Below are 24,217 nucleotides of genomic sequence, written 5' to 3'. Positions count from 1 at the left end.
TGCTGAAACTTAAAGGGAATTTGTCCTTATCTGTAGAAATAGTTAGTGTTATGAAAGGAGAGAAGGAGGAATCCGTCGTGAAAATTACAGAATTTATGGGTAATAAAGTATGCACACTGATGATGGAATCAGAAGGACATAAAGTGAAGATTGAATTTATGTATTCCGAAATGCATCCAGAAATTCTTGACTATAGTTTCCGAATCAATGGTAATCCTTCCTTGCAAACTAGAAATATCGTGAATGATCTTGCTGAAAAGAAAATGCAGGATTTATTCTATCAATTAACTCAAAATGTCCTTTAGGTGAGACTCTTTTAATAGAGTCTCTTTTTTTCTTGTCCCACTTAACAGAATAATGAGATAATGTAGTTGAAGTGCAAAGGGGGAAGACAGATGAGTATTACGATGGAAATGATTTATAAATGGGATGAAGAGGATTGTTTAAAGAAGTATCGTGAAGAATTTTACATAAAAGAAGGTTCTATTTATATGGATGGGAATTCACTTGGGCTTCTATCAAAAAGGGCAGAATCAGCACTTCTGAGCCTCTTGGATTCATGGAAACATCATGGTATCGATGGTTGGACGAGCGGGGAGGAGCCCTGGTTTTATTTTGCTGAAAAGCTTGGCGAATTAAGTGCGCCGCTTGTAGGTGCGAAAGAGGAAGAAGTGATGGTTACAGGTTCTACCACAAGTAATCTACATCAATTGCTAGCGACTTTCTACCATCCAAAAGGGAAGCGAACGAAAATTGTAGCAGATGAGTTGAATTTTCCTTCCGATATTTATGCGATTCAAAGTATTCTAAAATTAAAAGGATTAAATCCAAAAGAGCATCTAATTAGAGTGAAGAGCAGGGATGGGCATACCATATGTGAAGAGGATATCATCCGACAGCTGAATGAAGAGGTTGCCATTCTTATTCTACCTACAGTTTTATATCGAAGTGGTCAGCTGTTTGACATAAAGAAAATTACAAAAGCAGCGCATGAAAAGGGCGTTATTGTCGGTTGGGATGGATGCCATTCCGTTGGTGCCATTCCGCATGAATTTCACCTTTGGGATGTTGATTTTGCTTATTGGTGCAATTATAAGTATTTAAACTCCGGTCCAGGAGGGGTTGGGGCATTGTTTGTCCATGAAAAACATTTTGATAAAACACCTGGGTTAACAGGCTGGTTTGGTTCGGATAAGCAAAAACAATTTGATATGGAGCATTCATTTACACCTGCTGCTACAAGTGGTGCGTATCAGATTGGAACACCTCATATTTTCAGCATGGCTCCGTTGTTAGGCTCTTTACAAATGTTTGAAGAAATTGGGATGAAGAGAATCAGGCATAAATCACTCCGTCAAACGAGATTGATGATGGAACTAATTGATCAAGAGCTTTCGGAATATGGATTCAAAGTGACCAATCCAATGGATGATGTTTGTCGTGGAGGGCATGTGAGTCTAGAACATCCAGAAGCTGCTCGCATATGCAAAGCATTGAAGGAGCTAGGAGTGGTGCCAGATTTCCGAAAGCCGAATATCATCCGGTTAGCTCCAGTTGCTCTATACTCCACATATAAAGACGTTTATGAAACGGTGCAGATTCTGCGAACTATTATGAATGAAAAACATTATGAAAAATACTCCAACGAACGGGAAGTAGTTGCTTAAGGAGGAAAGATGATGAGAATGTATGATATATCGAGGCCACTTAGTGAGAACACTCCAACTTGGCCAGGAGACACTCCGTTTCACTATCATGTAAACTGGTCGAAGCAGCATACAGGGTCTGTTAATGTTGGTAGTATAAAAATGAGTGTCCATAACGCAACTCATGTGGATGCCCCATTTCATTTTGATGATAAGGGAAAGCGGATGGATGAGTTGAATCCTTCAATTTTTAAAGGACCGGCCGTCGTTATAGATGTGAGAGGGCATCGTATAATTGAACGAAAGCATGTAGAAGAAGCTATTAACCAGTACCATGCAAAACGAATCCTCTTTAGAACGGATGCATGGGATAACGAAGAAGAGTTTCCTGAACAAATCCCAACACTATCTTTAGAAGTGGTAGAAATGTTGAAGGCAATGGAAGTACCTTTAATTGGTGTAGACCTTCCTAGTGTAGATGTGTTGGATAGTAAAGATCTACCCATCCATCATAGCTTGCATCAAGCCAACATTTGTATACTTGAAGGAATTGATTTACGTGAAATAAAAGAAGGAGAGTATGAGTTGATTGCCCTGCCTTTGAAAATAAAGGGTGCAGATGGAAGCCCAGTGAGAGCTGTACTCATAGAAAATTAGTAGTAGAATTTGCTTTCCCTTCATTGTTTTCATAAAATAGACAGTAATCTATAATGGTGAGGTACAAAGATGAAAAAATGGCAAAAAATCAGTTTAGTTACCTTAGGAATTGTTGTGGGTGTAGCGGCTGCAGCATGTCTATTTTTGATTGCAACACCTTATAAATCAATAAATGATGGCAGCTTGGATTCAACAGACAAAGTCACAATAAAAGAAAACAATAGTTGGATTTCTTTCTTCCCAACAGAAGAAAATGATGAAGCTGGCATTATCTTTTATCCTGGTGGTAGGGTGGAAGCTGCCGCTTATGCTCCATTGGCTAGGATGGTAGCAGAGCAGGGGGTTCCCTTTATCATAGCAAAGATGCCTTTGCACCTTGCTGTATTCAATTCAGATAAAGCGGACAAGATTATTGACGAGTATGAAGATCGGGAGTGGGTTGTGGCAGGTCATTCTCTGGGCGGTGCAATGGCAGCAAAATATGTGGCGAACAATCCTGATAAGGTTACAGGTTTAATCTTAATGGCAGCATATCCTTCAGAAGATGACGATTTATCTTCATTTAAAGGAGAGGTCATCACTTTTGAAGCCCAACTTGATGGTGTTATTGATGATGAAAGATTAACAAAAGCTGATTCAAGGCTTCCATCACAGACTTATACATTTATCATTCAAGGCGGCAATCATTCTCAGTTCGGAGATTATGGCCTTCAAAAAGGGGATAATGAAGCAAGCATCCCAAAAGAGGAACAATGGAAACGAATCGTACAAGGAATCGTGAGGAGCTTTTAACGCTCCTCCTTTTTAATAGTCGGTTGATTTTCGTTCCAACTGGGCGGCTTTGTCCGGTTTTTCTTATCCTCTAATTGATAATTCCCGTTCCTGTTATTTCCACAGTCACATTCGGGACGATTTCAATGGTCGGATACACTTCCCGCCACTTAATATCTTTCCATGTTTTATTGTGATGAACCCTTATATGTTGTCCGATTCTTAATATATCACTATTGGCATCTTGAATGATTTTTATCACTTCTTCAGACTTAGCAAGAAAATGCTGGGTCGCTTTTTCTTCGAGCTCCTTGACCTTCTTTTTATCCACCAAATGATTTTTCGGGTACTCCGCAATAGCACCAGTGATTTTTAAATCTATCGTCACTTTAATATCGGTTGGTGAGTGGACAGTTGCTTTTACATGACTCTTGGCTTTCGAGACACTTAATGTCATGTAACGATTTTGTAGATTTTCCTCTTCTGGATGAACAAACATATTTACTTGTGCTACTTTGTCTTTTTCATTAGCAAGCAAAAGTAAGATAGTAGATTGTTTGTCGTCAAGAGTTATGCCGGTATAGGATCTATCGCTGATCAAGCCCATTCCAATTACTTCAATATCACTCGTTTCAATTTTTTTTAATACAGGAAGGGAAAAGTCTGCGCTTGGATCAAACATTGTTGGACAGACGGTCTGAACGGTTTCATTTTTAATGATGGTATTTTTCTCTGAATTCACCAATAGTTGAGAAACAGCTTCCGTTAATAGGGTTTCTTTAATTGATTTCATTTGAAGGATATCTGCTGCTTTTCCTTCTATTATGGCAAGCTTTGCACCGAGAGGAGCTTTTGGATCACGATATAATATATCAAGAATAGAATAGATATCTTTTTTTGCTAGTTCTTCTCCCATTAGGTACACCCTCATTTTACTTGGTGAGAATTCTCCAGGTATTCGCTTATCCAGGCTTAATCGAGTGTCTCTTAAAGTGAGTCCCTTACCCTCCACCACCGCAACAGTAGCCTGGCTGGGTTGACCACCGACGCTTAATTTTTCAGATTCACGAATAGCAATATGAGAAACAATTTCATCATTTTCTCCCAAGTCGAAAGCAACGGTAAAGGCTAATCTCAAATCTTTTAAAAGCCTCTGATCCCAGCACCCTGTCATAAGAAGTACCGATAATATCAAGCAAACCATCATGTGAAAGTTACGACGACTCATAATTTTTCCTCCTGTGCATTTTCTTTTTCAGTAAGGCAATCAGTAAGAAAAGAAGGGGTAAGATAAAGGCAAAAACAAAAATAATGTATTGAAAAATTTTATTTATATCCTCAATAATAAATTTATTTTGTAGAAAGAAACCTGAAATGAATATCGGTAAGACAATTATAGGAACAAAAGGTGCATGGGATTGTGTATGAAATAATTCCTTTAGGCCTTTGCTTGCTTGATACAAGTAAATGATGAAAGAGTTCGTCATGGGAATCACCCATATAGATAAGAATATAAGGTCAAGCCTTTCAATAACTTCAAAGGATATAGCCTTTAACATATATAATACAGGCTCTGGAACGAGTGTTATTTCTTCTGGGCTGAAGATAATCAAGCTTGTAAATACAAGGAAACCATAAATGACTACAGTTGTTATATTGGCATAGGTGAGCGTTTTTGCTGTTTTTTGTTTGTTTTTTATCATAGGGTAAATTAATAGGATGAGTTCAAAGCCTGTCAAAGCAATTAACACATCCTTGATTGCCAGAATAATATTTTTTATTCCACTCTGACCCACAGGTAAAATGTATGCGATGTTTGCATCCCGATAAACGGTTGCAATAAGTAGAATGAAAAACACAATGATGCCAGTAGTTAATCCGAAAAATCTTGCGATGACTAATATATTGTCCGTTGCTAAATAAACAGCAATGATAATAATCAGTAAATAAAGTACCCAAAATGGCGTCAGGGGAAGTATCCATTTGTTGATTAGTCCGGTTTGTAATACAGCTACAAGGCCTGCAACGGCTGTGAAATAAAGGATATAGGAAACGATGAGAAAACTTCCGAATATCTTGCCAAAAATATGCCGTAAAATTTGAAAGAAATTTTTTTCGGGAAAGCATCTGGATAGGGTTAAAGAAATCATCATCCAAAGTTGAATCACAAAACCCGCCAAAAGCGTGGATATCCATCCATCTCCTTTGGCGGTACTGTGTACAGCGAATGGTAAGGAAAGGATACCAACACCTATTTGGGCCTGAATAATAAGGAAAAACAACTGCCCTTGACTGATGTTTACTTTACTGCCCTTTTGCATAGAAAAACTCCTTATTATACCTTCTTATTTTTCTTTTGTGGCATCGTATCACTAGGTCTCTTTTTAAAGAGGGGCAATGGGATTCTGACTAAAGTGTCTTTCATCTCTGACAATCTTAATGTGGAAAATGGTGCGAAATAAGGTGTTCCAAAGGACTCGAGTTTACATAAGTGGATAAGTAAAAACATAAAAAAGAAGCTCATCCCGATTAATCCAAACATAGCTGCCATGAGCATAAACGGGAAGCCTAACAATCTTATGGCGGAGCCCATCTCTGTAATCGGTACGATAAAAGAAGAAATTGCAGTAATGGCAACCACAATAATCATTGTATTAGATACAAGATTGGCCTCTACCACAGCAGTCCCAATAACCAATCCCCCTACAACCCCAATGGTTTGCGCGATTCTGCTCGGCAGCCTGATAGAAGCTTCTCTCAAAATCTCTAAGGTAATCTGCATGCCCAAAGCCTCGATCAGTGGTGGATATGGGACGTTCTCTAAGGAAGATTTAATAGAGAACACAATTTCTGTCGGTAGAACTTCAAAATGAAACGACACGATGGCTATATATAATGCAGGAAGAGCAATAGAAATCAGGAATCCCATAATCCTAATAAAACGAATAAATGAACCAAAATACCACCTGCTGTTGTAATCATCAGGTGATTGATAAAAAGTGAAGAAAGTGGTTGGAGCAATTAACGCACCAGGGCTGCTATCGGACATAATGGCAACTCTTCCGTCCAATAAATTAGCAACTATGCGATCAGGTCTTTCGGTGCTGAGCATGGTTGGAAAAATAGATGTGTTGTCACTGACAAATTCTTCAATGTAGCCTGGTGCCAAGACAATATCTATATTGATCTCAGACAATTTTTGCTCTATAAGGGAAACGGTTTTTTTATTTGCTATATGGTCAAGGTACAATAATCCAACTTTTGTATGAGAATCATTACCTAGGGAAAAGTACTTTACTTTCAGTTTTGGATTATGTATGCGTTTTCTAATCAGTGAAATATTGATAGACAGAGATTCAACAAGTCCGTCATGTGCACCTCGGATAATTCCTTCTGTCTCGGGTTCCTTGATTTTTCTATCATTGGAAACGGGGACCTCAAAAATATAAGCGAGGTCTGAATTCTGGCTAAGTACAATGCAACAGCCTTCAAGTAGGCGTTGAGTTATCTCTTTAAGACTATTTGTTTCTTTAACTAATGAAAGAGGTTGTTTTACGTCGTTATTACTGATTCTACGTTGCTTAAGGGGTTCTAAAATTCTTTCTTGAACAAGCTGTTTGTCTATAATTGTTTCAATATAAATTAAATAGGCTTCCTCCTCTTGTAGGTGGAGATATTCCATGATGAAATCCTCTGAATGGACAAACCTTTCTCTTAAGTGAAGAAGGTTTTCTTCGAGTTTTGTCGTCAATATGAGAGAATCATTTTCCGTCATGGCATTCTTCACCACCTTCAAAGCTTAATACGTTCGACTTACTTTATTTTCCTATGTCAAGGTGGTTATTATGCATAGAAGAAGAAGTTCTTTTGTTATACTTAAAGAAAATGAGATCTCAGGGGTTATTTGATGAAGAAATTGTCCGTATCAGTTAGAAAACTTGTTGAATTCGTCATGATGGGTGGAAGCATAGATTCGAGATTTGCAGGCTCCAATGTTATGCAAGAGGGCACGCGGACCCACCAAAGACTGCAAGCTGAGAGAGGAGATAATTATGAAAAGGAAGTGTATCTCTCCATCCAAATGCAAATAGAAGATTATGAACTGCATGTAGAAGGAAGATGTGATGGAATCTATCGCAATGAAAATCAAGTTATCATAGAAGAAATTAAAACAACTGCAAGAGATTTAAACACTGTAACAGAACAAGATTATAAAGCATATTGGGCACAGCTGAAAATGTATGCGTATATATATTGTTTAAAAAATGAACTAGATAACATAACAGTCCACATGGTATATGCCAAAAGGGAAAACAAGGACGAAAAGACTTTTGAAAAACAGTTTGAATTGAAGGAACTACAAGTATTTGTTGAGGAACTAACAAAAGAGTACCTTAGTTTTCAAAAACAATTATGGAAGATTAGACAAGCTAGAACGGAGAGTATTTCAACACTTAAATTTCCGTATGAATCATATCGAACAGGACAAAGAGATTTGGCAAAAGCAGTTTATAAAACAATACGCGAAGAAAAAAGGTTGTTTGCAAAAGCGGCTACTGGAATCGGGAAAACTATTGCCACCATTTTTCCTGCGGTACTCTCCCTTCAGGAGGGGAAGCAAGAAAAAATAATGTATCTTACTGCCAAAACAGTCACAAAAATGGTGGCAGAAGAGGCATTTAGGCTGCTTATTAAAAATGGATTGAACATGAAAACAATTACAATCACCGCGAAAGACAAAATTTGTTTTCAAGAAGAAACTATCTGTCAAAAGGAATTTTGCCCTTTTGCAGATGGTTACTATGACCGTCTGAAGGAAGGTATTAAAGATATTCTAGAAAATGAGTATTTGATGGATAGGAGAACAATTGAGATATATGCAAAAAGGCATCAGCTCTGTCCATTTGAGTTTTCGCTTGACCTTGCGATGTTTGCTGATGTGGTAATTTGTGATTATAATTACTTTTTTGATCCTAAGGTGCGGTTGCAACGGTGGGGAGATTTCCATAAGGAGACGATCCTGTTAATTGATGAAGCACATAATCTTGTGGACAGATCACGCGAGATGCTCTCTGCTTCTTTGGCAAAGTCAGTTTTTTTACAGGCTGCAAAACAAGTAAAGGGGACAGATGAAGAGTTGTACATGAAGATCAAAGCAGTCAATGATTCTTTGTTGAAGTGGAAAAAGGAACTCCTCATCACCAACGAGTTTGTATTTGATGATAAGCCGTCACTAATTATTGAAGTGGTGGTGTCAGCAGTGGAAGCTTGTGAACAATGGTTGATTCGAAATCCTTCAGGGATGGCTCTTAGAGTGATATTGGAAGCCTACTTTGAAGGTCAGGATTTCCTAAGAATTGCAAAAGTCTATAACGAGCGATATAAAACCATTGTGACGATTTATAAGAGTGAAGTGTTGGTTAAGCTTGCTTGTATGGACTCTTCTGCAGCTATCAAAGAGTCGACAAGTAAGGCAGTTGCAACGGTGTTCTTCTCTGCTACCCTTCATCCGCTTGGTTACTTTCAAACCGTTTTGGGAGGGGAGGAGCACGATTATCATCTATCGATTAATACACCATTTCACCCCGAACAAATGAAGATTTATGCCAAAAACATTTCAACCAGATACCAAGATAGAGAAAAATCCATTTTACCTATTGCAGAGACGATTAGGGATGTGTTTCATTTAGAAAAAGGGAATTTTCTCGTCTTCTTTCCTTCTTATGAATATTTATCTTTGGTCTTTGAAGCATATGAGAAGATCGCGTTGGAAGACTCCATTGAAACACTTGTACAGCAACCTGTCATGACAGAAAAGGAAAGAGAAATGTTTCTAGAGTCCTTCAACCCTGCAAGGGAAGGAACTTTTATAGCGTTTGCGGTGCTGGGGGGGATTTTTTCTGAAGGAATCGACCTAAAAGGGGACCGCTTGAAGGGTGTTGGAATTGTTGGGGTGGGCTTACCGAGAATCTCTTTGGAAAGGAACGTCATGAAGGAGCATTTTCAACAGCAAGGTCAGAACGGTTTTGATTTTGCCTATGTTTATCCTGGTATGAATAAGGTGCAGCAAGCAGGAGGACGGTTAATTCGAAGTGAAGAAGACACTGGGTTCATTCTGTTTATAGATGATCGTTACTTCCACACGAAATATAGGAGTCTTCTTCCGCCGGAGTGGCAAAATTTCATTAGGAAATAAAATTTAAAAATAATTTACAATAGCTTTATCCTGTATCAATATTTTTTGGGTATATTCTAAGTAATTAGGATTGTAGACCGAAACCTTACCTTTTTAAATGTAGCCTATGAAAGGGAAGTGAATGATAATGAGCAGGAAGCTCCAACAGGCGTTAGAGCAGCAACGTGAGTATTATATAAATAAGCTTCTTTTAATCGGGGTGTATGACTCGCTGGTGTTGGATGGGATGACAACGTCTGAGTTGAAGACGGAGTACAATTATTTCTTTTATGATGTACCGAGTAAGAAGGTCAGTCCAATAAAGAAGGCATAACCTTAATTGCTAAGGTTATGCCTTCTTGTACATTTAGAGTAACACATTAATTTGTTTCACTCCGTTGCAGGCGCTTCGCTTTTCGCGGGCGGTCCGGGAGCCTCCTCGGCAAGCCTGCGGGGTCTCCCCTGTCCCTTCCTCCCTCAGGAGTCTACGCGCCTTCCACTTCGTTCAACTTTTGTTACATGGTTATGCCTTTTCGCCTCTTAGGCTGTATTGTTTTGGTTTTTCTTTTTCTTCTTGTGGGCTTTCGATATGGAGTGTTCTGGTTGGGAAGGCAACGACTACGTCTTCTTCCTCAAGGATCTCCATAATTCTAAAATTGATATCCTCTTTTACTTCTAGATATTCGCCCCACATGACAGATTTCGTAAAAAAATAGAGGAATATATCTAAGCTGCTAGCTCCAAAACTATCGAAGCGAACAAGAATCGTTTCTTGATCAATCGCCTCATGGTTACGAAGCATATTCTCAATTCTTCGCACGACTCTTTCTAAACTAGTTCGGGTTGTGTCATACTGTACTCCAAGCTTAAAGGTTATTTGTCGTTTACCCATTTTCGACCAGTTTGTAATCGGTTCATTCGATAATGTTGCATTGGGAACGGTAACCACAGCTTGAGCAAAAGTCCTTACTTGTGTACTGCGGAAAGAGATATCCTCTACAACACCTTCAACACTTGGAGTCTTAATCCAATCCCCCATCGTAAAAGGCTTTTCCGTTACAATGATAAAACCACCTAATAAGTTCTTCAGAGATTCTTGTGCGGCCAAGGCAAAAGCCAGTCCACCCAGACCTAATCCTGCTACGATTGCGCCGACATCATATTCCCACACTTCCAATACAATACTGAACGCAAGAGCTATTAGGATAAATCGCAACACTTTTGTAACAAACGGCATGACAATTTTGTCTACTTCAAATTCTAATCTAGTGGAAAGGTTGGTAAATAGATTGGAAGAATAAGGGATGAAATTGAATATTCCCCAAGCAAACAGTACAATAATGGAAGATCGCATCAGTTTGGATAATGTTTGAACCTCCATTAAAGAGAATGGTGCTGTTTTTAATGCGAAAAATACCCCAAGTATCACAAAGAACATTCTAACTGGTTTGTTGAAGGCAAGCACGATATAAGTAAATAAATCAGTGGGTGTCTTTTGGGAAATGGCCAAAAGACCTTTAAAGAAGTACTTTGTAAACAATTTTCTCCATAAAAGGAACAACAGGAGTATGAGTAGAGAAACCCCCATATCAATCCAGAAATTCATATCCGTCCAATAGTCCGCAGTCCAGATACTGTTGAACCAATCAATTGTTTTATTCACAGGCACAAACCTCCTTAGGGTGGGTGCATTTAATATTGTTTTTTGGCAAGTGAATTTTTATCAAATCTATCATAAATCACTATATTACTACGAAGTTTTAAAGATTTCAACGGATAGTATAGAGGTTGAATGGTCAGAATTATTAATTTTTTAATGGAATTACAGAGCGATTAGTGGTAGTATTTTACTATATTGAAAGTGTTTCGGATTTCGTGGGATTATGGGGGGAAGTCATGGGGGTACTATGGAAAATAACAAAGTCCTTTCTGTTCTTTTTGTTTATTGCTGTGTTACTTATATTGGCAGTCTTGTTTCCAAGACAGCCTGACATAGCTGTTCATGGAAGGGCTCAAACGCTTGAGTATGGGTATGATTTTTCGTGGACAGCATATCAACACAATATTTCTATTTTTTTTAATGATGTAAAAGAAAATAATACACTAGGTATGACAAGGTATAATAAACCGGCAGAAGAGGAACTCTGGCCTCATTTAGGAAGAAGCCTGAAAGTAATAGTGGCAGCATGTGCTATCACTATAATCTTTGGAATACTAAAGGGGATTTTCGACTTTTATGACCGGAATAATGGATGGAATGTGTTTGGAAAAGGGTTGACGTGGCTCATCCAATCAATTCCGGATTTCTTTTTAATTCTCTGCCTGCAATGGGTAATTATTTTTCATTTCCCATTTATTAAATTGTTTGGCTATACTCATTGGTTTAGTTTCTTGATAGCGGGTTTATTGGTGTCATTGTATCCGATGCTCTATGTTGCGAGGATCACCTCCGCAACGCTTGGGAACGAAAAAGGGAAACCGTATATTCAAGTTGCCCGATCCAAAGGGTTGTCAAAAGAAAAAGTGTTATGGAAGCACATGCTAAAAAACAGCCTTTATCCAATCATGTCCAATCTTCCAGCTGTCATGCTCTATTTATTATCCAATCTTCTTATAGTGGAATGGTTTCTGGATTACAGGGGAGCAGCCTATAGAATGTTTCAGGCACTCGATGTTAAAAGCTCTTTATCAGGAAGTATGCGTTATGTGAATGAGTCGGGACTTATTATCGGGTTCGGTTTAAGTTTTATGGTTATTGTATTTATCTCGCAAGTCATTTCCATTCTATTTATGAAGAAACTTGAACCAAGGTAGGTGAACGGAAACGATGAAACGTAATTGGACGTTAATCTTAGGATGTAGCTTTCTTCTTTTCTTAGTACTAATAACCTTAATAGGACCATACCTGCCTTTTATAGACAATGTATTAGAATCCAAACGCATTATTTTCACGGACTCCGGTGTGGAAACGGCACCTTTTAAGCCTTCAGCTGATTTTTTATTAGGTTCTGATAAAGAGGGAAGGGATCTATTAAGCATCATAGTGGTCGGGGCAAGGGAAACTCTTGGATTAATCTTGACCGTTGCTGCCTTACGCTATGGAATAGCGATAACATTAGCAGTCCTGTCAGTAAATAAAAAGGGTCCATTTCATTGGATTCTTCAAGGGTGGAATCAAGTGTTTTCTGCCTTACCGGTCATTTTTTCAGCAATCATTCTTTTGAGCTTACCTATCATCTTTTTCCATGAACACCGCTTCTTCTGGGCGATCGTCATTTTGGCAGCAATCGAAGTAGGAAGGGTGGGTACAGTCTTGCAAAGTCAGTTCCATATGATAAAAAAGACACCTTATGTAGAAGCGGGTATCACTGTCGGCGTATCTCCGCTCACTCTTTTTACAACGTATTATTTGCCGAATGCCTTGCCGGATTTGGTCGTTCAGTTTTTCCTTGATATGGGAAGGATTGCGTTGCTGATTGGACAGCTTGGTATTTTTAGTATTTTTATTACTCAGCAGTTTGTCCAGTTAAGCTATGGATCAGGAATTATTGAGAATACAAGTTTAAATTGGGCGACAATGCTAGGTCAAGCGAGAGGGGATTTGTTGCGTGCTTTTTGGATCCCGTTTTTCCCTGCACTAGCGTTAGCATTTACCGTTTTAACCTTTAATGTCTTGGGAGAAGGCCTTCGCAAACACTTCCACCGGTTAGAAGCATAATAATGAATCTTCTAGCTGTTGATTGGAGCAAAAGGCGGAGACTCCTGAGAGAGATAGCGCTAGGTGGAGACCCCGCAGGCGTAGCAAGGCCACTGAAAAACTGATAACGAAAATTTTTTATAATTCATAGCTGTTGATTGGAGCAAAAGGCGGAGACTCCTGAGGGAGATAGTGCTAGGTGGAGACCCCGCAGGCGTAGCCGAGGAGGCTCCAGCAGCGCCCCTAGGAAAGCGAAGCCATTTGCGGAAATCAACAGCGGAGTCTAAAAAACTTAAAAAAAAAAGAATTTTTCAGTGGCCTCGGCGTAGCCGGGGAGGCTCTCGTTAGCCCCTAGGAAAGCGAAGCCTTTTGCGGAAATCAATTTTATAATAATGTTTTGCTTGTCGAAAGTTCTCGACAGGCTTTTTTATATTCTTTAAAATAGGAGAAGTGTGCATTTACAATTGTTAGGGGTTAGGATATGAATAAAACAAGCATTAACAAAATGATTCCAGGAATATTACTCATCCTAGTGATCTCACTAATGGCCAAACTACTAGGTGGATTTTTCCCGTCAATTGGTGGAGTACTATTCGCTCTATTAATTGGAATCATTATCCGTAACAGTGTTGAACTAAATGAAAAATATAATATAGGAATATCAACTGTCGTGAAAAAATGGCTCAAGGTAGCGATTGTCCTTTTAGGTGCGACTTTAAGCTTTAACAGTATCCTTGATATTGGGGCTCAATCCATTCTGGTTATCATACTAGTTGTTTCCGGAGGGATAGCAGTAACATTATTGGTAGGTAAACTGATGAAAATAGACAAAATGTTAGCCTTGTTGATTGGAGTCGGGACCAGCATTTGTGGAGCAACAGCCATTTCCGTCTTCAAAGGAGTAGTACAGGCAAAGGAAGCCATCGTTGCTTATGCGATATCCACCATCTTCTTCTTTAACATTTTGGCAACATTTCTTTATCCTGTTCTTGGACAATGGCTTCAGTTATCTATTATTCAAATGGGGATTTGGGCAGGTACATCCATTCATGATACTTCATCTGTTGTGGCGGTAGGATATTTACTTGGAGATGAGGTAGGGGAAGTTGCTACAACCGTTAAACTTGTTCGTACCTTGTTCATCCTTCCTCTCGTTCTCGCCATCTCATTTATAATGGTTCGCAGAAATGACAATACACAAAGTTTGAAAGGAGCCTTTCCAGTTTTTATCTTAGGCTTTTTATTCATGAGTGGATTGTATTCAACCGGACTCATCACGGAAGCAGTCAGTAGATATGTGGGATCTATTGCGAAATTCCTGATTATCATGGTGATGGCTGGGGTCGGCCTTCAAGTAAGGTGGAAGAACATTCGCAGTTTAGGACTTAAACCTTTTGTAGTTGGTTTTATAGCTTCAGTTTTTGTTGGTGTCACGAGTTTACTGTTCGTCCTATATTTATTGTGACAACTATTAAGAAATAGCATCCTTTTTATCCAGATAGTCTGCGGTTTGTTCCAACAGTTTCGTTCTTAGTGATGCCAAGTAAAAGGGAGAAATCATGGATGTAATATCCTGCCAGGACTCCAGTGTTGGACGAAAAACAATCAGCTTAGACACTTGCATGGTTCTTCTTCCTAAAAACAGCCGGTACTTGCGGCTATCCCTAGGTTCTGTTTCATCTAAAAATTCAATAATGATACTGTCATCTAATTCAATAATGGGATGGACCACGGCAAAGGCTTGCACGACAATCACCTTTTCCTTTTTAGTGTCCATCCTTTCCAATATTACTTTCTGCTATACATAGTGCAGTCACTGCTACCTCTCTATTGACGTAAATCTTTTAGAGAGGATAGCACGTCTTGGAATGCTTGTGTCGTTTTACTTGCGGCGAAATCTTGAAAAGGGTCGCCAAGTTTCTTCAACCTTTCTTGTACAGTGAATAACGTGAATTCTTCTGGTCTCAAGCTTTCTTTTACTTCTCTCCAATGCAAGGGTGTCGCAACTGTTGGCAAGTCATTCCCTCTTAGCGAATAAGGGGCAATGATTGTTTTGCCCTCAGCGTGCTGCACATAATCCACATATACTCTATTTCCTCTATGTTTTTTCAAACGTTCCACAGTAAAGAGAGTAGGTTCTTTGGAAACTAAGTAATTTGCAATAAACTCAGTGAATTGTCTGGTTTCTTGGTAGGTGAATTGTCCATCCGGTAAGGGGATGTATACTTGGAGCCCTTTCCTTCCTGATGTTTTTATGAAAGAGTGCAACCTGAGTTGATCGAAAACTTCCTTCATCATCATAGCTCCTGTTACTGCGATGGAAAAATGCTCTTTAGAGGGAGGGTCCAAGTCAAAGACAATCTCACTAGGCTCACTTGTAAGAACGGTTTGAAAGGGCACGTGAAATTCAATTGCAAGCTGATTGCCAAGCCAAATCAAGGTTTCCATATTGTTGCATAAAATAAAATTAATATCTTGATCACCATGAGTTTCTACAAATGAAGGGGCATATTCAGGGCAATTCTTCTGATAAAAACTTTCTCCGAACATACCATGTGGAAAGCGAATGACAGTCATAGCTCTGTCTTTTAGAAATGGAAGCATGTAAGGAGAGCAATGAGAAAGAAAATCGATAAAGGCCTGTTTAGTCACCAACGGCTCTTCCCAAAGTGGCTTATCTGGGTTCGTGATGGTAACAGAAGCAGGAAGTGTTGGGTTGAATAATGTTTCAGTGGAACACCCCTTCACCTCGACATCAAAGCGAAAACGACTAAATTCAGGGTGTCTTAATTGATTCTGATAAACTTCGAGATAAAATATTTCTACGCAAATACCTGGCTTTACATATACATACTGATCATCCTCTTTGTAACTGTTTTGCTTGATGACTTCAATCAGTGCAGACCTCTCCTCAGATGTTAGTCCATGTGAAAAAAGACCAATACTTTCCACTTCATCCCCTTTAAAAACACCTACATGAAAGTAACCATTTTCCTTTTGATAAGCAGTGATGAAACATGTTACGGTTTTATAATTTTTTACTTTAATCCAATCTGTTGTTCGTTTTCCTAAGGTGTAAGTACTGTTAATTTTTTTGGCAATTAGTCCTTCACCATGCTCGAGTTTAATTTGCTCCCATAACTCCTGTGAGTTGTTGCAAAATGGAACATACTGAAGTCTTGAAACGCTATTCACAACAGGTGAAAGGGGTAACCCAGTCTGTTCAAAGAGGTGTAAAAGTGTTTTCTTTCGTTCTGAAAATTTTTTCAGGATTTGAGTATCTCCATTTAGTTCAAGTAAATCAAAGGCTAAAAGTGTGGCTGGATGTTCGTTGGATAGATTCCTGATATTTTCCTTTGTTTTCGTTCTTCCTCGTTTTTGTATGATCTGAAAATTTGCCTTTCGTGGGGAAGTTAACACAACAAGTTCACAGTCTATTGTGATGGGAAGCACTTTTTTCCACTCTTTTGTATCGGTTAAGTCTTTTAGAAAATGGACGATGTCTGGAAAGGAAGGAGAAAGTTCCGTTCCGCCTCTGCTTTGGAGGCTAACGTTATTAGTGTCTAAGGAAGCGATACATCGATATCCATCATACTTGACTTCATATACCCAGTCCTTCCCTTGCGGAGGGTTTTGATGAAGTGTCGGTAGCATCGGTTTTATCATCAGAATAACTCCTTTCCTATTAAGTCGCTGTTCAAAAGAAAACATCTAACTTATTAGCTAGATGCTTTCTTTTTTCTGGTTGTCCTCTTTTTGGGTTGGGAACTCGATGTTTTCTTTTCTGGAGTTTCAGCCTTTGTTTCTGTCTTTTTCTTTACGGGTTTCTCGCCTTGGTCTTTCGTTCTTTCGATACTTGCTTGTAATGCACTCATTAAGTCCACCACATTAGATTTGTCTGAATCAGTAGGAGTGGTTGTTCCTTCTTCCTTATTTATTTTTTCTTGTACCAGTCTGAGTACTGCTTCTCTATAATCATCATGGTACTTTTCTGGGTCAAATTCAGTGGTTAACTGATCAATTAACGTAATGGCAGTATCTAGCTCTTTTTTATCCACATCCTTTCTTTCAGGTACACTAGGCACATCTGCCACATTCCGAACCTCATCGGGATAATGGACCGTTTCCATAACAAGACAATCCTTATAGACACGGACAATCGCAAGTTGTTGCTTGGAACGAATGGTAATTTCGGCAACTCCAATTTTCTTGGAATCCTCCAACGCTTCTCTTAATAATGAATAGGCCTTACTGCCGTTCTCCCCAGGTCCTAAGAAGTATGAGCGGTTGAAGTAGATCGGGTCGATGTCTTCAAGCTTAACAAAATCAATGATTTTTACACTTTTATCTTCATGTTCTTCTTTTAATTGTTTCAGCTCTTCATCAGATAAAATGACATATTTCCCTTTCACATACTCATAGCCTTTAACTAAGTCGTCTTGTTCCACTTCTTTTTCGCAGTTTGGACAGACTTTCTCGTATTTAATGGGGCTGTGGCATTCCTTATGCAATGTTCTTAGTTTTATGTCTTTGTCTTCGGTGGCAGAATACATTTTTATCGGTATGTTGACCAATCCGAAGCTAATAGAACCTTTCCACATTGTGTGCATGCTTTATCACCTAAGTTATCTTAATATTTTGACAAAAGCACTATTCAGGTGCTCCATTGTAGTTTATCCTTAATGTAAAAGATGAATATGAAAATTATTGGAAAGGGTGTTTTGATATGAGTGGCTACTTCTTTACTGGATTCCCAGGATTTATTTGCCAAGAATTGGTTCGTGAATTGTTATTAACAAAACAGAATGTCACCAATATTTTTTTATTAGTATTGCCAACCCAAAAAAGCATGTCTGTGCCTATCATCCACACTTATCAACAGCAATTCCCTGAGACAACGTTCCATCTTATGGAAGGGGATATTACACAACCAGATTTAAATATGAATACGGAAGACCAACAACTAGTACAAGAACAAACAAACTATGTTTATCATCTTGCAGCGATCTATGATTTAGCAGTTAAAAAAGAAATCGCCTATCAAGTAAATGTCACCGGAACAAAGCAAGTGCTTAAATGGGTAAAGAAACTGACGAATCTTGAAAGGTTTATCTATTTCAGTACCGCCTATGTGGCTGGAAAAAGGGAAGGAAAGATACGGGAAAAGGAATTAATACATGAGGCTTCGTTTAAAAATCACTATGAGGAAACAAAATATTTAGCGGAAATATTAGTGGATAGGGAAAAAGAACAGCTTCCAATCACCATCATTCGTCCAGGAATAGTAAAAGGGCATAGTCAAACCGGTGAAACAACCAAGTTCGATGGTCCTTATCTTATGTTAAATTTTCTACATTCCCTTCGGTTTTTACCACTAATCCCCCATTTGGGAAAAGGAGAGGCGGAGTTTAACGTTGTCCCAATTGATTATATTGTAAAAAGTACATGCTATCTGACCCATTCAAAGCGTGCTCAAGGTAAGACCCTACACTTGACCAACCCCGAGCCAATTTCAATTAGAGAAGCCTATACCGTTCTAATGGAGAAGTTCTTAAAAAAGGCACCAACTGGATCTATACCACTCCCATTGGCAAGAACATTCCTGCGCGTTCCAACAGCAAGAAAATGGCTGAAGGTGGAACGAGAGGCCCTCGATTATTTCACATGGAAAGGAAGCTTTGATTGTAGTGAAGCAAGGATGTTACTTGATGACGCTGATATTAACTGCCCATCATTCCATGTAACAGCTGATATGATGGTTAAGTACTATAACGAACATAAATATGACCAAATGAAACACATCCATATATCATAGATGAGAAAGCATAAATCACGGCTGATTTCCGTTCCATGCGCTTCGCTTGCCTGCGGGCGGTCCGTGAGCCTCCAACAGTGCCCCTAGGAAAGCGAAGCCATTTGAGGAAAGGAACAACGGGATAAACCAATCATCTAAAGTCTAAAAGGATTTAGTAGTTTTTTTTAAGAAACGAAAGAACTATTCGAAGAAGAATAGTAGGTATTTCGAAGTATTCTAAAATTATTTTTTGTCTCTCCCCCGAAAAAATTGAAACATTCACGTAACATTTAAGTGACTAGTCAATGATAATTGGCCAATGCGGTAAAGGAGGACAAAGAATAACGCTAAAAAACGACTGAATCGACAAGGAAAACACTTATTTTTTTGGAAGAAAAAAACCTCTGAATATTCGGATGATGGAATAATGTTACTTATATTAACTTATTATTACAACCAGTCCCGGCTTAACAGGTTTTTACATTGACATTTTATAGATAAAAGTACACCTTATATATAGGACAGGTGACTTTTTCTATAGATGAAAAAGCCTCCTTCTTAATACATGCTTATGAAATCATTTATTTATATAATATGTTAAACGATAAGCAGGAGGAGAGGTGAAGCCGGTGCTGAGCCTACTTTTTAAATTCGGCAAACGACGCACAAAGACTCTTGAAGATGAAGTGCTGGAAATACAAGCTGGCAATATTCAACTACAAAACAATTTGATTGATAAATATAAACCTTTTATCGCTAAAGCAGTGTCATCCGTGTGTAAAAGGTATATTAGTGAAACGGATGACGAATTCAGTATCGGATTGATAGCCTTTAATGAAGCGATAGAGAAATACTCCAAAGATAAAGGCAGCTCCTTGATTTCTTTTGCAGACCTCATCATTAAACGAAGGGTAATTGACTATATAAGAAAAGAGAGCAAAAACTTTACCGTTACAATGTCCGAGCAGGAAGTAGATCAAGACGATTATGCTTCTAACAAAATAGAAGCTACTTTATCTGTAGAAGAATTCAATAAACAGATTGATCAAGAACATCGAAGAGAAGAGATAAAGTATTATCAAACGGTGTTAAATGATTTTGGCCTTAGCTTTGCAGATCTTTTGGAATGCTCTCCTAAGCATTCGGATGCAAGACAAAATGCCATTGAGGTTGCACATACACTTGTACAAAACCAAGACTTGAAAAACCATCTGTTTGAAAAGAAAATGCTGCCAATGAAGCAGTTGGAAGGCTTGGTGGATGTGAGTAGGAAAACAATAGAACGCAACCGAAAATACATCATTGCCGTTTCCATTATATTATCGGGGGATTATATATATTTGAAAGATTATTTAAAAGGGGCGATTACGAGTGAAAAAAGGGATTGTGCTCGAAGTTCATGATGAACATGTCACCATTCTGACCCCTGAGGGTGAGTTTTTAAAGTCAAGAAAACAAAAGGGGCAAGTAGATTTAGGAGAGGAAATCGTTTTTTTTCCTTTGCATAGGACAGAGACCGCGAAAAAAGGGAAATTAACCTTGGGCTTACGCGGAAAATGGGTTTTAATCAGTGTTATGACTGCTATTATTTTAGCTTTTTCTTTGTATCCTAAATATGCAAGTAACCAAGTGTATGCGTACGTCTCCGTTGACGTTAATCCAAGTATTGAACTAGGTATAAATAAAGATATGAAGGTTATCTCCATGGAAGCATATAATAAAGAAGGCGAAGACATTATCAACCAATTGGAAAATTGGGAGAAACAGGATATCGCAAGCGTGTCATCACAAATTTTTGATGCTTTTCGACAAAAGGGCTTTTTAACTGAAAACAGTGAAGTACTTATAGCATCTGTTCTATCTCATGAAACTAATTCTGACTGGAAAACGTTGATGCAGAATAAGATAACGACCATTTCTGAAAAAGTTCAAGAAGATAAGGTTAGTATTACAACATTGGAAACTACGATTGAAGAACGTTCGGATGCATTAAAAGAAGGTATTTCTCCGGGAAAATACATTCAAAAAGAACAAAAAACAGAATTGGTCGATAACGAAGATACGTCCAAGTCAGAACCTGTACCGACTATGCCACTGAACCAAAAACCACTTGAAATCAAGCATACCAATGCAAAAGAAGAGAAAAGTGGTCCGCCAAGTTTTGTAGAAATAAAGAAGAGCGAAAAAGAAGCGGTTAAAAAAGAGCGTGAAGAATGGCAGGAACAGAAAAAAGATCGACAAGAGGATCGGAAGAAGGAACAAGAGGACCGGAAAATAGAGAGAGAACAAAAGCAAGAAGATAGGAAAGAAAAAAGGAAAGAAGAGCGAGAAGTTAGAAAAGAAAAACAAGAAGAACGCAAAGAAAAAAGAGAAGAAGAGCGAGAAGTTAGAAAAGAAAAGCAAGAAGATAGAAAAGAAAAAAGGGAAGAAGAGCGAGAAGATAGAAAAGAAAAGCAAGAAGATAGAAAAAACAAAAGCGAAGAAAAGCAATCAGACAGGAAAGATGAAAAAAAGGGGAAAGACAACCGGAACGATAGGTAACGTTTTTCACCCATATTAAATAACAGCTAGCATCTACATAAGTGGAACCCAGAGTAACTTACTCTGGGTTCTATCCATTCTTATTAAATTATTTTCCGTTAATTTGAGATTGTGCTTGTGCTACTAGGCGTTTAGTGATTTCTCCACCAACAGATCCATTGGAGCGTGCAGCAGTGTCAGAACCAAGAGATACACCAAATTCTTGAGCAATCTCATATTTAATTTGGTCAAGAGCTTGCTCGATTCCAGGTACGAGTAATTTATTGCTACGTGCCATTTTTATCACTCCTTTTATGTTCAGCTTCCTATATGAAAGCTGTAAAATTAGTATGAGATATTCTTTCTAATCAATACTGGAATGTATTAGACAAATACTGTAATATAAGTGGGGATTAGTTAACACGATTAAGATTTATTGTTATGTGAAAGGGCAATTATGACTACATTAAAAAATTCAGTAAGCAAAAAAGTAAATAATTTATCGCCTGCACAACTCATTGTTAGTTTTTACTTTATTGCTGTCGTTATTGCAGTAAGTCTTCTTAGTCTTCCTGTTGCAAGGTACGAGGGAGTCGATTGGAGCTTTATCAATGCGCTCTTTACTGCAGTTAGCGCAGTTAGCGTAACTGGCTTGACAGTATTAAATACAGTAGAGACGTTTACAGTGCCGGGAATCTTTATTTTGGCGTTTGTTCTGCAATTCGGCGGTGTGGGGGTTATGGCAGTTGGTACCTTTATCTGGCTTATCTTAGGACGTAAAATAGGTCTAAAAGAGAGAAGGCTGATGATGATTGACCAAAACCAGTCAAATCTGTCAGGTATCGTAAAGCTGATAAAGCAGATTCTTTTTTTGATTCTCACTATTGAATTGCTGGGAGCACTTATTTTAGGTACCTATTTCTTATCCCATTTTGATTCATGGCAGGAAGCGTATTTTCATGGCTTCTTTGCATCTGTAAGTGCGACGACTAATGGAGGATTTGACATTACCGGCCAATCACTTATTCCTTTTGCAAATGATTATTTCGTCCAATTCATTGTGATGATCTTAATTACTGCTGGTGCTATCGGTTTTCCTGTGTTAGTGGAAGTAAAAGAATTCATCATGCATAAAAATGGAAGGTTCCGCTTTTCTTTATTCACGAAAATTACATGCATAACGTTTGCTTGTTTAATTACTTTGGGTGCACTTGTTATCATCATACTGGAATCAAACGCTTATTTTAAAGGGATGAGCTGGCATGAATCTTTATTTTATGCGTTATTCCAATCGGTTACTACAAGAAGTGGTGGCCTGGCGACTATGGATGTCAGCGAATTTGGCCTTTCCACTCTTTTAGTAATGTGTGGGCTTATGTTCATTGGTGCATCGCCTAGTTCCGTTGGCGGTGGTATTAGAACGACCACATTTGCTTTAAATATATTATTTTTATTTCACTTTGCAAGAGGGAATAAAAACATAAAAATTTTTGGAAGAGAAATACATGAGGAGGATATTATTAAGTCGCTGGTCGTACTTTTGCTAGCCATTTTAATATGTTCATCAGCTATCATCATTCTTAGTGTCACTGAAGAGTTTGCGTTGATTCAAATCATATTTGAAGTCTGTTCAGCGTTCGGAACAACTGGACTTTCAATGGGAATCACCCCAGATTTATCTACTTTAGGCAAGTTTATCATTATCTGTTTAATGTTTATTGGAAGAGTGGGATTGCTAACATTCCTGTTCATTCTTGAAAGCAAACAAAAACCACCGAACTATCATTATCCGGTAGAGCGAGTTATTATTGGATGATCATAAATGATTCCTATAGAGGCCATTAGATGGTCTCTTTTTTTATAAATTTTTTAAAAAACTATTGCAATCGCTTTCAGAAACGTGTTACGATTCAAGTAACAAATTATCCGAAACGTTTTGGGAGGAAGACCATGACGACTATAAAAGATATTGCAAAAGTAGCTGGTGTTTCTGTCACAACTGTTTCCAGAGCTTTAAATGGTTATAGTGATGTGAGCAAAAAGACAAGACAAAGAATCGAGGAAGTAGCTAAGGAATTAAACTACAGTCCAAATTCAGTTGCCAGAAGTCTTGTGATGAAAAAGTCAAAAACAATTGGACTCCTTGTTTCTGATATGAATAGAGAAGGAGTCAAGGATAATTTCACATTTGAAGTTCTTTGTGGAATTAATGAAGCATCTGCTAACTCTGATTATGATCTTGTACTTTTTAGTACTACATCATCAAAACAAAGCCAAAAGACCTATACTCAGCTTTGCAGAGAACGTAGAGTAGATGGCGTGATATTGCAAGGTATAAAAACAGATGATCCATATCTGCAAGAGGTTGTTGAAAGTGACATCCCTTGCGTTCTAGTGGATATCCCAAAGGAATCAGCAACAGTAGGCTATGTTACGACGGACAATGTAGAAGGTGCAAAAAAAGCAGTTGCCCATTTGATTGAACAAGGCCATAAAAATATTGCCATGATAAACGGACATGAAAAGGCAGATGTAAGTATCCGACGATTAAAAGGGTATATGGAAATGTTGGCTAATGAGCAACTGACATATAGACCAGAATGGATTAAAAATGGAGATTTTAAAGAGAAAGTAGCAGAAGAAGTTGCAGTGGAACTTTTGACGGAACATCCTGAGATTACAGCAGTATTTTGCGCAAGTGATTTAATGGGGCTAGGTGTACTAAAGGCAGTAAAAAAAATAGGGAAGAAAGTACCGGACGACATCGCGGTTATTGGCTATGATGATATTATGCTTGCCTCCTATTCTAATCCAAGTTTATCAACAATACGACAAGATAAGTTCAAATTAGGATTTGAAGCAGCAATCCTCCTTTTAGATATGCTGGAGGGAAAAGAACAGTCTCATGCAAAGTTAATTGATACAAAGCTCATTATTAGAGAATCAACAAAATAAGG

The 24,217-nt window shown here is 38.3% G+C and carries 22 protein-coding genes; 14 read left to right on the top strand and 8 right to left on the bottom strand.

The window, feature by feature from the left end:
- The first annotated feature begins 77 nt into the window (after window positions 1-77).
- The 4 genes from FZC76_RS03725 to FZC76_RS03710 all read left to right on the top strand — a co-directional run bounded on the left by FZC76_RS03725 (window position 78) and on the right by FZC76_RS03710 (window position 3,095).
- Window positions 78-305: a hypothetical protein gene (locus FZC76_RS03725; protein ID WP_148986912.1), complete on the top strand. Its 228-nt coding sequence runs from the start codon at window positions 78-80 to the stop codon at window positions 303-305.
- 90 nt (window positions 306-395) lie between these two features.
- Entirely contained in the window at window positions 396-1,667 is a 1,272-nt protein-coding gene (gene kynU / locus FZC76_RS03720) for a kynureninase (protein ID WP_148986911.1), read from the top strand.
- Between the two features lie 9 nt (window positions 1,668-1,676).
- Window positions 1,677-2,303, top strand: coding sequence for an arylformamidase (kynB, locus tag FZC76_RS03715; RefSeq protein WP_316246590.1), 627 nt, complete (start codon window positions 1,677-1,679; stop codon window positions 2,301-2,303).
- Window positions 2,304-2,372: 69 nt separating this feature from the next.
- On the top strand, window positions 2,373-3,095 hold the full coding sequence (locus tag FZC76_RS03710; protein WP_148986910.1) for an alpha/beta fold hydrolase: 723 nt from the start codon (window positions 2,373-2,375) through the stop codon (window positions 3,093-3,095).
- A 70-nt stretch (window positions 3,096-3,165) separates the two neighbouring features.
- Here the strand turns inward: FZC76_RS03710 and FZC76_RS03705 are convergent, their stop codons facing one another.
- The 3 genes from FZC76_RS03705 to FZC76_RS03695 are packed head-to-tail and all read right to left on the bottom strand — an operon-like array spanning window position 3,166 to window position 6,849.
- A complete protein-coding gene (locus tag FZC76_RS03705; protein ID WP_148986909.1) occupies window positions 3,166-4,302 on the bottom strand; it encodes a Ger(x)C family spore germination protein in 1,137 nt (378 codons plus the stop codon).
- On the bottom strand, window positions 4,289-5,395 hold the full coding sequence (locus tag FZC76_RS03700) for a GerAB/ArcD/ProY family transporter (RefSeq protein WP_148986908.1): 1,107 nt from the start codon (window positions 5,393-5,395) through the stop codon (window positions 4,289-4,291). The genes FZC76_RS03705 and FZC76_RS03700 overlap by 14 nt, the downstream gene beginning before the upstream one ends.
- A 14-nt stretch (window positions 5,396-5,409) precedes the next feature.
- Entirely contained in the window at window positions 5,410-6,849 is a 1,440-nt protein-coding gene (locus tag FZC76_RS03695) for a spore germination protein (protein WP_148986907.1), read from the bottom strand.
- 132 nt (window positions 6,850-6,981) lie between these two features.
- Here FZC76_RS03695 and FZC76_RS03690 point away from each other — a divergent pair, with 132 nt between their 5' ends.
- Both FZC76_RS03690 and FZC76_RS03685 read left to right on the top strand, forming a co-directional pair.
- Window positions 6,982-9,270: an ATP-dependent DNA helicase gene (locus FZC76_RS03690; protein WP_148986906.1), complete on the top strand. Its 2,289-nt coding sequence runs from the start codon at window positions 6,982-6,984 to the stop codon at window positions 9,268-9,270.
- Window positions 9,271-9,397: 127 nt separating this feature from the next.
- Window positions 9,398-9,583, top strand: coding sequence for a stress protein (locus FZC76_RS03685; RefSeq protein WP_148986905.1), 186 nt, complete (start codon window positions 9,398-9,400; stop codon window positions 9,581-9,583).
- 189 nt (window positions 9,584-9,772) lie between these two features.
- Here FZC76_RS03685 and FZC76_RS03680 read toward each other — a convergent pair whose 3' ends face one another.
- Window positions 9,773-10,912 (bottom strand): mechanosensitive ion channel family protein, encoded by a 1,140-nt coding sequence (locus tag FZC76_RS03680; RefSeq protein WP_187441942.1) that lies wholly within the window; start codon window positions 10,910-10,912, stop codon window positions 9,773-9,775.
- A gap of 233 nt (window positions 10,913-11,145) precedes the next feature.
- On the opposite strand from FZC76_RS03680, the gene FZC76_RS03675 reads away from it, so the two are divergent.
- The 3 genes from FZC76_RS03675 (at window position 11,146) to FZC76_RS03665 (ending at window position 14,411) form a co-directional block, all read left to right on the top strand.
- Window positions 11,146-12,063 carry an ABC transporter permease subunit gene (locus FZC76_RS03675; protein ID WP_148986904.1) on the top strand — a complete coding sequence of 306 codons (918 nt, stop codon included), beginning with the start codon at window positions 11,146-11,148 and terminating at the stop codon, window positions 12,061-12,063.
- A gap of 13 nt (window positions 12,064-12,076) precedes the next feature.
- Window positions 12,077-12,967, top strand: coding sequence for an ABC transporter permease (locus FZC76_RS03670; protein ID WP_148986903.1), 891 nt, complete (start codon window positions 12,077-12,079; stop codon window positions 12,965-12,967).
- 460 nt (window positions 12,968-13,427) lie between these two features.
- Window positions 13,428-14,411 carry a YeiH family protein gene (locus tag FZC76_RS03665; RefSeq protein WP_148986902.1) on the top strand — a complete coding sequence of 328 codons (984 nt, stop codon included), beginning with the start codon at window positions 13,428-13,430 and terminating at the stop codon, window positions 14,409-14,411.
- A gap of 6 nt (window positions 14,412-14,417) precedes the next feature.
- Here FZC76_RS03665 and FZC76_RS03660 read toward each other — a convergent pair whose 3' ends face one another.
- Genes FZC76_RS03660 through ku form a run of 3 tightly spaced genes read right to left on the bottom strand, consistent with a single transcriptional unit; the run spans window position 14,418 to window position 17,556 of the window.
- Entirely contained in the window at window positions 14,418-14,732 is a 315-nt protein-coding gene (locus FZC76_RS03660) for a hypothetical protein (protein ID WP_148986901.1), read from the bottom strand.
- Window positions 14,733-14,773: 41 nt separating this feature from the next.
- A complete protein-coding gene (locus FZC76_RS03655) occupies window positions 14,774-16,612 on the bottom strand; it encodes a DNA ligase D (protein WP_148986900.1) in 1,839 nt (612 codons plus the stop codon).
- Window positions 16,613-16,665: 53 nt separating this feature from the next.
- Window positions 16,666-17,556 (bottom strand): non-homologous end joining protein Ku, encoded by an 891-nt coding sequence (gene ku, locus FZC76_RS03650; protein ID WP_148986899.1) that lies wholly within the window; start codon window positions 17,554-17,556, stop codon window positions 16,666-16,668.
- Window positions 17,557-17,672: 116 nt separating this feature from the next.
- Here ku and FZC76_RS03645 point away from each other — a divergent pair, with 116 nt between their 5' ends.
- From FZC76_RS03645 to FZC76_RS03635, 3 genes are all read left to right on the top strand, one after another.
- A complete protein-coding gene (locus FZC76_RS03645) occupies window positions 17,673-18,761 on the top strand; it encodes an SDR family oxidoreductase (RefSeq protein ID WP_148986898.1) in 1,089 nt (362 codons plus the stop codon).
- A gap of 599 nt (window positions 18,762-19,360) precedes the next feature.
- Window positions 19,361-20,143, top strand: a complete 783-nt coding sequence (sigI, locus tag FZC76_RS03640) for an RNA polymerase sigma factor SigI (RefSeq protein WP_148986897.1) — start codon at window positions 19,361-19,363, stop codon at window positions 20,141-20,143.
- The gene (locus FZC76_RS03635; protein WP_148986896.1) at window positions 20,112-21,281 is read left to right on the top strand and encodes an anti-sigma factor domain-containing protein; all 1,170 of its coding nucleotides are present in this window, start codon (window positions 20,112-20,114) and stop codon (window positions 21,279-21,281) included. Before sigI ends, FZC76_RS03635 begins: the two co-directional genes overlap by 32 nt.
- Window positions 21,282-21,369: 88 nt before the next feature.
- Here the strand turns inward: FZC76_RS03635 and FZC76_RS03630 are convergent, their stop codons facing one another.
- The gene (locus FZC76_RS03630) at window positions 21,370-21,558 is read right to left on the bottom strand and encodes an alpha/beta-type small acid-soluble spore protein (RefSeq protein WP_148986895.1); all 189 of its coding nucleotides are present in this window, start codon (window positions 21,556-21,558) and stop codon (window positions 21,370-21,372) included.
- A 159-nt stretch (window positions 21,559-21,717) separates the two neighbouring features.
- Here FZC76_RS03630 and FZC76_RS03625 point away from each other — a divergent pair, with 159 nt between their 5' ends.
- Window positions 21,718-23,076, top strand: a complete 1,359-nt coding sequence (locus tag FZC76_RS03625; RefSeq protein ID WP_148986894.1) for a TrkH family potassium uptake protein — start codon at window positions 21,718-21,720, stop codon at window positions 23,074-23,076.
- A gap of 134 nt (window positions 23,077-23,210) precedes the next feature.
- Window positions 23,211-24,215, top strand: a complete 1,005-nt coding sequence (locus FZC76_RS03620) for a LacI family DNA-binding transcriptional regulator (RefSeq protein WP_148986893.1) — start codon at window positions 23,211-23,213, stop codon at window positions 24,213-24,215.
- The last annotated feature ends 2 nt before the right edge of the window (window positions 24,216-24,217 follow it).

Source organism: Sutcliffiella horikoshii (genome assembly GCF_008180725.1).
Taxonomy (GTDB): domain Bacteria; phylum Bacillota; class Bacilli; order Bacillales; family Bacillaceae_I; genus Sutcliffiella_A; species Sutcliffiella_A horikoshii_B.
This window is presented reverse-complemented; position numbering and strand designations above follow the sequence as displayed.

Bases quoted from the DNA above. Each gene is read 5' to 3' on its own strand.
- FZC76_RS03630 (WP_148986895.1), bottom strand. From the start codon at position 21,558: ATGGCACGTAGCAATAAATTACTCGTACCTGGAATCGAGCAAGCTCTT.
- FZC76_RS03645 (WP_148986898.1), top strand. From the start codon at position 17,673: ATGAGTGGCTACTTCTTTACTGGATTCCCAGGATTTATTTGCCAAGAA.
- FZC76_RS03665 (WP_148986902.1), top strand. From the start codon at position 13,428: ATGAATAAAACAAGCATTAACAAAATGATTCCAGGAATATTACTCATC.
- FZC76_RS03670 (WP_148986903.1), top strand. From the start codon at position 12,077: ATGAAACGTAATTGGACGTTAATCTTAGGATGTAGCTTTCTTCTTTTC.
- FZC76_RS03620 (WP_148986893.1), top strand. From the start codon at position 23,211: ATGACGACTATAAAAGATATTGCAAAAGTAGCTGGTGTTTCTGTCACA.
- FZC76_RS03695 (WP_148986907.1), bottom strand. From the start codon at position 6,849: ATGACGGAAAATGATTCTCTCATATTGACGACAAAACTCGAAGAAAAC.
- FZC76_RS03655 (WP_148986900.1), bottom strand. From the start codon at position 16,612: ATGATAAAACCGATGCTACCGACACTTCATCAAAACCCTCCGCAAGGG.
- FZC76_RS03625 (WP_148986894.1), top strand. From the start codon at position 21,718: ATGACTACATTAAAAAATTCAGTAAGCAAAAAAGTAAATAATTTATCG.
- kynB (WP_316246590.1), top strand. From the start codon at position 1,677: ATGATGAGAATGTATGATATATCGAGGCCACTTAGTGAGAACACTCCA.
- FZC76_RS03700 (WP_148986908.1), bottom strand. From the start codon at position 5,395: ATGCAAAAGGGCAGTAAAGTAAACATCAGTCAAGGGCAGTTGTTTTTC.
- FZC76_RS03685 (WP_148986905.1), top strand. From the start codon at position 9,398: ATGAGCAGGAAGCTCCAACAGGCGTTAGAGCAGCAACGTGAGTATTAT.
- FZC76_RS03675 (WP_148986904.1), top strand. From the start codon at position 11,146: ATGGGGGTACTATGGAAAATAACAAAGTCCTTTCTGTTCTTTTTGTTT.
- kynU (WP_148986911.1), top strand. From the start codon at position 396: ATGAGTATTACGATGGAAATGATTTATAAATGGGATGAAGAGGATTGT.
- FZC76_RS03705 (WP_148986909.1), bottom strand. From the start codon at position 4,302: ATGAGTCGTCGTAACTTTCACATGATGGTTTGCTTGATATTATCGGTA.
- FZC76_RS03710 (WP_148986910.1), top strand. From the start codon at position 2,373: ATGAAAAAATGGCAAAAAATCAGTTTAGTTACCTTAGGAATTGTTGTG.
- FZC76_RS03690 (WP_148986906.1), top strand. From the start codon at position 6,982: ATGAAGAAATTGTCCGTATCAGTTAGAAAACTTGTTGAATTCGTCATG.
- ku (WP_148986899.1), bottom strand. From the start codon at position 17,556: ATGCACACAATGTGGAAAGGTTCTATTAGCTTCGGATTGGTCAACATA.